Source organism: Methylibium sp., assembly GCF_013817365.1.
Lineage (GTDB): Bacteria > Pseudomonadota > Gammaproteobacteria > Burkholderiales > Burkholderiaceae_C > Methylibium.
The window spans coordinates 1-9,029 of record NZ_JACDCU010000131.1; the positions used below are offsets into that span (position 1 = coordinate 1).

Sequence of the window (9,029 nt, forward strand, 5' to 3'; positions counted from 1 at the left end):
CAGATCGACCAGCGCAGCCAGGTGATGCAGACCCAGTAGACCGGATCGCCGCGCCTGAAGATCGACAAGGCCAGCGCGGCCAGCGCGAACGGCACCACGGTGACCGCCAGCCACACGAAGAAGATCAGCGAGCGCAGCACCGCCAGTGCGCGGCTCATGTTGCCTTGAGCTCCCCCGGCCCGCTGTCCGGTGGGTCGACCGTCCCTCGTGCCAAGGCACGGGCGTGGCGCTCGCGCTGCACGATGAACTCCGCAGCGGCAGCGAGATCGGCGTGAACCGCAGTGCCGGGCACGATTTGCAGCATCGCATCCAGCAGTGTCTGTTCCGTGCACTTGCCGGTAAGCACCAGGTGCGTTTCGCAGCCGGCCGCTCGCGCCGCCTGCAGGTCGCGCAAGCTGTCGCCGATGGCGGGCACGCCGCGCAGATCGACGCCGTAGCGTTCGCTGATCTGCTCGAAAAGGCCGGGCAGCGGCTTGCGGCAGGCGCACCCTTCGTCTGGCGCGTGCGGGCAGAAGAACACGGCGTCGATGCGCCCGCCGGCCTGGGCCATGCCCTTGTTCATCTTCTCGTGCATGGCGTTGAGCGCGGCCATGTCGAACAGGCCCCGGCCGAGACCGGACTGGTTGGTGGCCACCACCACGTGCCAGCCGGCATGGTTGAGCCGCGCGATGCCTTCCAGCGCGCCGGGCAGCGGCTCCCACTCGTCGGCCGACTTCACGTAGTCGTCGCGGTCGGCGTTGATGGTGCCGTCGCGGTCGAGGATGACGAGTTTGAGGGGGGTCATGGGGTCAGGTCGCCAGCTTCGACAGATCGGCGACGCGGTTCATGGCGGCGTGCAGGGTGGCGAGCAAGCCCAGGCGGTTGGCGCGGAGGGCCGGGTCGTCGGTATTGACCATGACCTGGTCGAAGAACAGATCGACCGGCGTTCTCAAGCCGGCGAGCCACTGAAGCGACGCGGTGTGATCGCCCCGTTCGAAAGCGGCGTCGGCCTGCGGCTTCACGTCGGCCAAGGCGCTTGCCAGCGCTGCCTCGGCGGGCTCCTGCAGCAGTGCCGGGTCGATCTTCGGCTCGACGACGCCGTCGACCTTCTTGAGGATGTTGCCGACGCGCTTGTTGGCCGCGGTCAGAGCGGGCGCTTGCGGTAGCGCGGCGAAGGCGCGCACCGCCGCGAGGCGCGGCGGCACGTCGGCCAGGCGCTGCGGGCGCAAGGCCAGCACGGCGTCGATCTCCTTTGCACTGTAGTCCTGGTCGCGAAGACCGCCCGCAAGCCGGTCGTAGATGAAGTCGGCCAGCGCGATGCCAGGGTCCGCGATCAACTCGCCGAAAGCGGGCAGCGCTGCCTTCAGCAAGGTGTTGAGTTCCAGCGGCAGCCTCTTCTCGGTCAGCATGCGGATGACCCCGAGCGCATGCCGCCGCAGCGCGAACGGGTCCTTGTCGCCGGTCGGCAACTGGCCGATGCCGAACAGGCCGACCAGCGTCTCCAGCTTGTCGGCCAGAGCCAGCACCACACCGACCTCGTTGCGCGGCAGCTCGTCGCCCGCAAAGCGCGGCTTGTAGTGGTCTTCGATCGCCAGGGCGATGTCGCCGTGCAGGCCGTCGTGCTGCGCGTAATAGCGGCCCATCGTGCCCTGCAACTCGGGAAACTCGCCGACCATGTCGGTCAGCAGGTCGGCCTTGGCAATTTGCGCGGCCTGATCGACTCGCGCCTGCTGCTCTACCGTCAACACTCCGCTTTTGATCAAAGCGAGGGCGATTTCGCGAGCGATCACGCGAACGCGCTCGGTGCGATCGAGTTGCGTGCCCAGCTTGCCGTGATAAACCACCTTGGCGAGCCCGCCGATGCGCGAGCCCAGCGTCTTCCTGCGGTCCTGATCGAAGAAGAACTTTGCGTCCGCCAGCCGCGGCCGCACCACCCTCTCGTTGCCCTCGATCACCGCACTCGGATCGTCCGGCGTGATGTTGCTGACGACCAGGAACTTCTCGGTCAGGCGCCCCTGCGCATCGAGCAGCGGAAAATACTTCTGGTTGGCCTTCATCGTGAGGATCAGGCACTCCTGCGGCACCGCCAGGAACTCGGGCTCGAAGCGGCACAGCAGCACGTTGGGCCGCTCGACCAGCGCCGTCACCTCGTCCAGCAGCGCCGCATCGTCGATCGGCACCAGCTCTTCCTTCGACGCCGCCGCCTGCAACTGCCGCGCGATGTCGCCATGGCGGGAAGCGAAGCTGGCGATGACAGCGCCCTGCTCGAGCAACTGCTGGGCGTAGTGGTCGGCATGCTGCAGCACCACCGGCTCCATGGCGGCTTCGAAGCGGTGGCCCTGCGTCTCGCGGCCCGACTCGAGACCGAGCACTCTCACCGGCACGACCTCGGCACCGTGCAGCGCCACCAGGCCGTGCGCCGGGCGCACGAACTGCACGCTGCTCCAGCCGGGCAGCGCGCCGGTTTCCGGCTGGTAGCTCATCAGCTTGGGGATCGGCAGCCGCGCGATCGCCTCATCGAGCGCTTTCTGCAGTCCCTGCGCAAGCGTTGCGCCGGGAACCAGGCTCTCGAAAAACAGCGCGTCCGCGGCGTTCTTCGAAGCCGGATCCATGCGCCGCTCGAGGCGCGGCAGCGCAGATGCGTTGGCGCCCAGGCTCGCCAGCTTCTTGAGCAGCGCCGGCGTCGGCAGGCCGTCCGCCGTGAAACCCACGCTGGCCGGCATGAGTTTGTGCGAGACCGATTTGTCGGGTGCCCCCGGCAGCACCGCGCTCACCTGCACGCCCAGCCGCCTAGGCGAGGCGAACGGCGTGACGGCTGAATGGTCGGTCGCCAGCCCCTGCGCCTTCAGGCTTTGCGCCAGCGTCTGCGCGAAGGACTCGCCCAGCTTCTTCAGCGCCTTCGGCGGCAGTTCCTCGACGAGCAGTTCGACCAGCAGGTTGCGGGTGGGGTGCATGACGCTCATGCGTGCTTCCTACGGCGCTGCGCGCCGGTCCCCCCGAAGGGGAGCGAGCGCCTTGCGAGCGGCCCGGCGGCACTCATCAGGCGGCCCTCTTTTGAAAAGTCTCGATCTGCGCCACCCATTCGCGCGGCGCCATCGGATAGCCCAGCCGCGCGCGGCTGTCCACATAGCTCTGCGCGACCGCGCGCGCCAGATTGCGGATGCGCCCGATGTAGGCCGCCCGCTCCGTCACGCTGATCGCGCCGCGCGCATCGAGCAGGTTGAAGCTGTGGCCGGCCTTGAGCAGTTGCTCGTAGGCGGGGAGTGCCAACTGCTGCTCCATCAGGTGCTTCGAATGCTTCTCGTGGCTGCCGAAAGCGTGCAGCAGGAACTCGATGTCGCTGTGCTCGAAGTTGTAGGCGCTTTGCTCCTGCTCGTTTTGCAAATAGACGTCGCCGTAACTCAGGCCGTCGGTCCATTGCAGCTTGTAGACGCTGTCGACGCCCTGAAGGTACATGGCCAGGCGCTCCAGTCCGTAGGTAATCTCGCCGGTGATCGGCCGGCAATCGATGCCGCCGACCTGCTGGAAATAGGTGAACTGCGTGACCTCCATGCCGTTGAGCCAGACCTCCCAACCCAGGCCCCAGCAGCCGAGCGTGGGGTTCTCCCAATCGTCTTCGACGAAGCGGATGTCGTTGCGCCTGAGGTCGAAGCCGAGCGCTTCGAGCGAGCCGATGTAGAGCTCCAGAATGCCCGCCGGCGCGGGCTTGAGCACCACCTGGAACTGGTAATAGTGCTGCAGCCGGTTCGGGTTCTCGCCGTAGCGGCCGTCCTTGGGCCGGCGGCTCGGCTGCACGTAGGCGGCCTTCCAGGGCTCGGGGCCGAGCGCACGCAGGAAGGTGGCGGTGTGGCTGGTGCCGGCGCCGACTTCCATGTCGTAGGGCTGCAGCAGGGCGCAGCCTTGGTCGGCCCAATAGTCTTGCAGGCGCAGAATGATTTGCTGGAAGGTCAGCATCGTGTCGCGGTGACGGGCCGAGCCGTTGCGCGGGCGCGCACGGCGAAGCGCGAATTCTAGGGGCGCTCTTACTGCGGCGAAGCAAGCGGCCCACACCGTGTGCACGGCATCTTGCTGGCTGCATCCGCCCTTATCCCTATGAAAAGTGCACGACGCGTCCGCCCATTGCGACGACGATGCCATACGGCACAACAGGCACGATCATGGCCAGGCAAGCGCAGGAGTTCAAAGTCGAGCGCTGGGTCGCCGGAGCGCTCCGCTTGTCGCTGCAACTGTTGCTCAAGCCCCGCTTCTCGCCGCGTTACTCCATCACCTCGCAGCGTCGCTGGCTCGCCGCGGTCGCGAAGCTGCGCTGGTGCCACGTGCCGCGCGCTCGGTGTGCGAGATCACGGCTGAGCGCTGGCATGTCTTCCAGATGCACGGCGGCCCACTGCGCAGCGCCGACGGAGCCCTGGACCGCGTCGCCGGTTTTCTGGACGGAGTTCTTGAACAGAGGAGAGCCGCATGACAGTCGCCGAGCCCGCCGCTGTGCAACGCACCGATCACCAGATCGTCATCCTCGGCGCCGGCATGTCGGGTCTGTGCATGGCGATGCAACTCAAGAAGGCCGGCATCAACGACTTCGTCATTCTCGAAAAGCAGCTCGGGCTGGGCGGCACCTGGTGGGACAACACCTATCCCGGCGCGCATGTCGATGTTCCCGCGCCGGTGTACTCGTTCTCGTTCGAGCCGAATCCCGGCTGGACGCGGCGCTTCGCCTCGGCGCCTGAAATCCAGGCCTACATGCAGCGCTGTGCCGAAAACACGGCATCGTTGCGCACATCCGTTTCGGCAGCCGCATGACCCAAGCCCGCTTCCATGCCGCCTCGGGCCACACTGGCTGATCGACACCGAAGCAGGCCTTGGCTTGCGGGCACGCTTCTTCGTGTGCAGCACCGGCCCGCTGAGTCAACCTCGCTGGCCCGACATTCCGGGCCTCTCGGACTTTCGCGGCAAGCTCTGCACTCCGCACGCTGGGGCCATGGCCACGACATGCGCGGCCAGCGCATCGGCGTGATCGGCACCGGCTCGACCGCGTCGCAGCTCGTGCCGCCGATTGCGCAACAAGCCGGGCAATTGCACGTGTTCCAGCGCACGGCCAACTGGGTGCTGCCGCGGCTCGACCGCCGGTACACCGCGCTCGATCGCATGCTGGCGCGCAGCCCGCTGTATGCCGCGCTGGTGCGGCGCTCCTGGTGCCACGTCCTCGAGCTGACCCGCCAAGGCTTCGACGAGGGCACGCTCTCGAGAAAGGGGCTGCTGCAGCTGGCGGCCACGCATCTGCGCCGCCAAGTCCCCGACGCAGTGCTGCGCGCCAGGCTGCAGCCCCCTTATCCGCTGGGCTGCAAACGCCTCATCTACTCAAACGATTTCTACCCAGCCCTTGGCCGGCCCAATGTCGAACTGGTGATCGACGCCATCGAGCGTGTCACGCCGAACGGCATCGTCACGGCCGGCGGCCGCAAGCGCCGGCTCGACGCGCTGGTCTGCGCAACCGGTTTCGACGCAGTGCGCCTGCTCTCGTCGGTTCAGGTACACGGGCTCGGCGGCCGGACACTTCGCGAGGCCTGGGTGGACGGCCCCGAGGCGCACCACGGGATCACGGTGTCGGGCTTTCCGAACCTGTTCCTGATGCTGGGCCCGAACACCGGCACCGGACACACCTCCACGCTGCTGTTCATCGAGCCCGGGGTGCGTTTTGCGATCGCCTGCATGCAGCATGTTCTTGGCAGCGGCCACCGCTGGATCGACGTGCGGCAGGAAGTGCTGCGCGAATCCAACCGCAGCCTGCAGGCGCGGCTCGCCGGCTCGGTGTGGAGCCAGTGCCGCAGCTGGTACCGCATGGACAACGGCAAGGTCGTCGCCCTCTTTCCGGGCTTCACTCGGAAGTACGTCGCGGCGCTGGACCGGCCCGATTTCGCCGAGTTCAGTTTCGGCTGAGCCTCAGAACGGCACCTGCGCCTGCCGCCGCAGCGTGGTACGCGAGTCGCGAGCAACACGCCAGGCCGCTGCAGCGAGCACCGACGCGGCCAGCAACGCCAAAGGCGCCAGGCCCAAGCGCGCCGCCCACCAGGCAAAGGGCGTCAGGCCGCTGCGGCCCTCGACCGTGCCTTCCAGCACGCCTCGCGTGTGCGGCGCAAGGCGGCGCGTGACGACGCCGCGGTGGTCGACGATGGCGGTAGCGCCGGTGTTGGTGGCGCGGATCATGGGGCGCTGCAGTTCGAGCGTGCGCATGCGCGAGATCTGCAGGTGCTGGAAGATGGCGACCGACTCGCCGAACCAGGCGATGTTGCTGACGTTGGCGAAGATCGTCGGCGCGCTCGCCGGGTCGCGAAAACGCGCCGCCAGCTCCTCGCCGAACAGATCCTCGTAGCAGATGTTGGGCGCCACCCGCTCCCCCTGCACCGCGAACGACGGCGCGTCCAGCGGCCCGCGGGCGAAGTCGCCGAGCGGCATTTTCATCAGGTCGACGAACCAGCGAAAGCCCGGCGGGATGAACTCGCCGAACGGCACCAGGTGGTGCTTGTCGTAGCGATAGAACCCGCCGGGCTGCGTGGCCGCTACGGCGGAGAAGCCGACCGCTGAATTGGTGTAGCCGGTCTCGAAGCTGCCGAGCGGCATGCCGACCAGCGCCGCGCGATCGCCGCCCACGAAAGCGCTGCGCAGACCTTCCCACAGGCCCTCGGGCATTTGCGCCGGCAGCAGCGGGATGGCCGTTTCGGGCGCCACCACCAATTCGGCCCGCGTCTCGGCCAACGTGCGCAAGGTCCACGCCAGCGCTTCGGGCTGATGTGCCGGCTCGAACTTCTCTTCTTGCGGCACGTTGCCCTGCAACAGCGCCACCTCGAGCCGGCCGGTCGCTTCGGTGAAGTGCTGCGGCAGCACGAGCGGCGCCCACCACAGCGCTGCGGCGCCGGCCGCCGTCAGCCAGCGGCCCGAACCCGACGCCCGCAACGCCGCGGCCAGAAGAGCCGCAATGCCGGCGGCGACCGCACCGATGCCGTACACCCCGATCCACGGCGCCAGGGCGCCGAGCGCGCCGTCGGTGTGCGCATAGCCGGCCGCGACCCAGGGAAAGCCGGTAAAAATGACGCCGCGTGCCAGTTCGGCCAGCAACCACACGGCCGCGAATAGCAGCGCATCGGCGGCGGGCCGACCGCTGCGCCAGCGGGCCCAGGCGGCCATTGCGGCAGCCAGGTAGAGCGAGAGCAGCGCACACAGCAGGCCGACCGCCAGCCCCGCCAGCCAGGCCGGCATGCCGCCGTAGCGGTGCAGGCTGATGAACAGCCACCAGGTGCCGCCGACGAGCCAAGCGGTCGAGAACGCGCCGCCGAGCAGCGCCGCGCGTCCCGGCGCCGCGCTGGCGCCGACCCGCCAGGCCAGCAGCGCAACGCAGGCGAGCTGAAGCCAGCCGATGTCCAGACGCGAAAAAGACAGCGCATGAAGCGCGCCGGCTGTCGTGGCGACGAGCAGTTCAGCCGCCAGCGGCCAGCGCCGGCTCGCCGCATGGCCGCCTCGGCTCCCGGCCGAGCGGCCAGGCAGGTGATTCGCGGTCAAGCCTCGGGGTCGTTGGACGGCTCGGGCGTCACGGCTTCGGCGCGCGTGGCCTTGAACCAGCGCACCGCTCCGCCCTTGGCCAGCATGACCGAGAAGCGCAGCCCGCCCACCTCCACCGCTTCGCCGCGGCGCGGCACCCGGCCGAGCTCGTGCGCGACCAAGCCACCGATGGTGTCGAAGTCGTCCTCGGGCAGTTGCGCGTCGAACACCGTGTTGACCTCGCGGATCGCCGCGTCGCCGGCCACCCGCTGGCTGCCGTCGGCCAGGGTGAACACGCCCGAGGCATGGTCCTTGTCGTCGAACTCGTCCTCGATCTCGCCGACGATTTCCTCGAGCACGTCTTCGATGGTTAAAAGGCCGGCGGTGTTGCCGAACTCGTCGATGACGATGGCGAGGTGGTTGCGATTGGAACGGAAATCGCGCAGCAACTCGTTCAGGCCTTTGCTCTCCGGAACGAAAACCGCCGGGCGCAGCAGCGTACGCAGGTTCAGCTCGGGCGCGCGCTGCAGCTTGAGCAGGTCCTTGGCCATGAGGATGCCGATGACGTTGTCACGGCGATCCTCGAACACCGGAAAGCGCGAGTGGGCGGTGTGGATCACGACTTCGAGCAGCTCGTCGTAGGGCGCGTCGATGTCGAGCAGGTCCATGCGCGGTGCAGCCACCATCACGTCGCCGGCCGACATGTCGGCCATGCGCAGCACGCCTTCGAGCATGATGCGCGACTCCGGCTCGATGAGCTCGCGCTGCTCGGCATCGGCCAGGCTCTCTATCAGTTGGGTCTTGGAGTCCGGGCCCGGCGAGAGAAACTCGATCAGCCGCTCGAACAGGTTGCGGCGGTCCGCCGCTTTGCCGGGATGGAAGGTCGATCTGTCGCTGTGGCGGACAGACCGACCGGGTTGAGGCTCGGACACGGGCAGCGGTGCCGGAAATGGAGGTGTGTCGAGAATACCGCAGCTCCCCTGCCCCCGCTGTCTGCGGGACAGCCCTGAGGCGCTCGGGCGGGCCCGCCATTTGCTTGACAGCCCTCGGCCCTTGACCCACAGTCGCCCACCCTCAACTGAGCTACCCGCAGTCGACCTCTCCGAGCCGCCGCCATGTCACTCATCCCCGCCACCATCCTCACCGGCTTTCTCGGCTCCGGCAAGACCACGTTGCTCAAGCGCGTGCTCTCCGAACAGCACGGCCAGAAGATCGCCGTGATCGAGAACGAGTTCGGCGAGGAAAACATCGACAACGACATCCTGGCGGTCGAGAGCAAGGAGCAGATCGTCCAGATGAGCAACGGCTGCATCTGCTGCACCATCCGAGAAGACCTGCGAGTCACCCTTGCCGATCTGGCCGCCCGGCGCCGCAAGGGCGAACTGGCGTTCGACCGCATCGTAATCGAGACCACCGGGCTGGCCGACCCCGGCCCGGTCGCCCAGACCTTCTTCATGGACGACGAGATCGCCGAAAGCTATCAGCTCGACTCGATCCTGACCCTGGTCGATGCCAAGCAT

The 9,029-nt window shown here is 67.9% G+C and carries 8 protein-coding genes; 3 read left to right on the forward strand and 5 right to left on the reverse strand.

Translation table 11 applies throughout. The features are described from left to right. Positions 1-154: 154 nt before the first annotated feature. From gmhB to glyQ, 3 genes are all read right to left on the reverse strand, one after another. Positions 155-784, reverse strand: coding sequence for a D-glycero-beta-D-manno-heptose 1,7-bisphosphate 7-phosphatase (gene gmhB / locus H0W38_RS09920; protein WP_292453401.1), 630 nt, complete (start codon positions 782-784; stop codon positions 155-157). 4 nt (positions 785-788) lie between these two features. After that, complete coding sequence (glyS, locus tag H0W38_RS09925; RefSeq protein WP_292453403.1) at positions 789-2,942, reverse strand: glycine--tRNA ligase subunit beta; 2,154 nt, start codon at positions 2,940-2,942, stop codon at positions 789-791. A gap of 76 nt (positions 2,943-3,018) precedes the next feature. Beyond that, positions 3,019-3,933, reverse strand: coding sequence for a glycine--tRNA ligase subunit alpha (gene glyQ / locus H0W38_RS09930; protein WP_292453405.1), 915 nt, complete (start codon positions 3,931-3,933; stop codon positions 3,019-3,021). A gap of 504 nt (positions 3,934-4,437) precedes the next feature. Here glyQ and H0W38_RS09935 point away from each other — a divergent pair. Continuing rightward, on the forward strand, positions 4,438-4,776 hold the full coding sequence (locus H0W38_RS09935) for an NAD(P)-binding protein (RefSeq protein ID WP_292453407.1): 339 nt from the start codon (positions 4,438-4,440) through the stop codon (positions 4,774-4,776). A gap of 189 nt (positions 4,777-4,965) precedes the next feature. Beyond that, the gene (locus H0W38_RS09940; protein ID WP_292453409.1) at positions 4,966-5,913 is read left to right on the forward strand and encodes an NAD(P)/FAD-dependent oxidoreductase; all 948 of its coding nucleotides are present in this window, start codon (positions 4,966-4,968) and stop codon (positions 5,911-5,913) included. A 3-nt stretch (positions 5,914-5,916) separates the two neighbouring features. On the opposite strand, the gene lnt is transcribed toward H0W38_RS09940, so the two are convergent. Continuing rightward, entirely contained in the window at positions 5,917-7,530 is a 1,614-nt protein-coding gene (gene lnt, locus H0W38_RS09945) for an apolipoprotein N-acyltransferase (protein WP_292453411.1), read from the reverse strand. Continuing rightward, on the reverse strand, positions 7,527-8,357 hold the full coding sequence (locus H0W38_RS09950; protein ID WP_292453417.1) for an HlyC/CorC family transporter: 831 nt from the start codon (positions 8,355-8,357) through the stop codon (positions 7,527-7,529). Before H0W38_RS09950 ends, lnt begins: the two co-directional genes overlap by 4 nt. 267 nt (positions 8,358-8,624) lie before the next feature. Here H0W38_RS09950 and H0W38_RS09955 point away from each other — a divergent pair. Next, a partial coding sequence (locus H0W38_RS09955; RefSeq protein ID WP_292453414.1) for a GTP-binding protein occupies positions 8,625-9,029 on the forward strand: 405 nt, incomplete at its 3' end.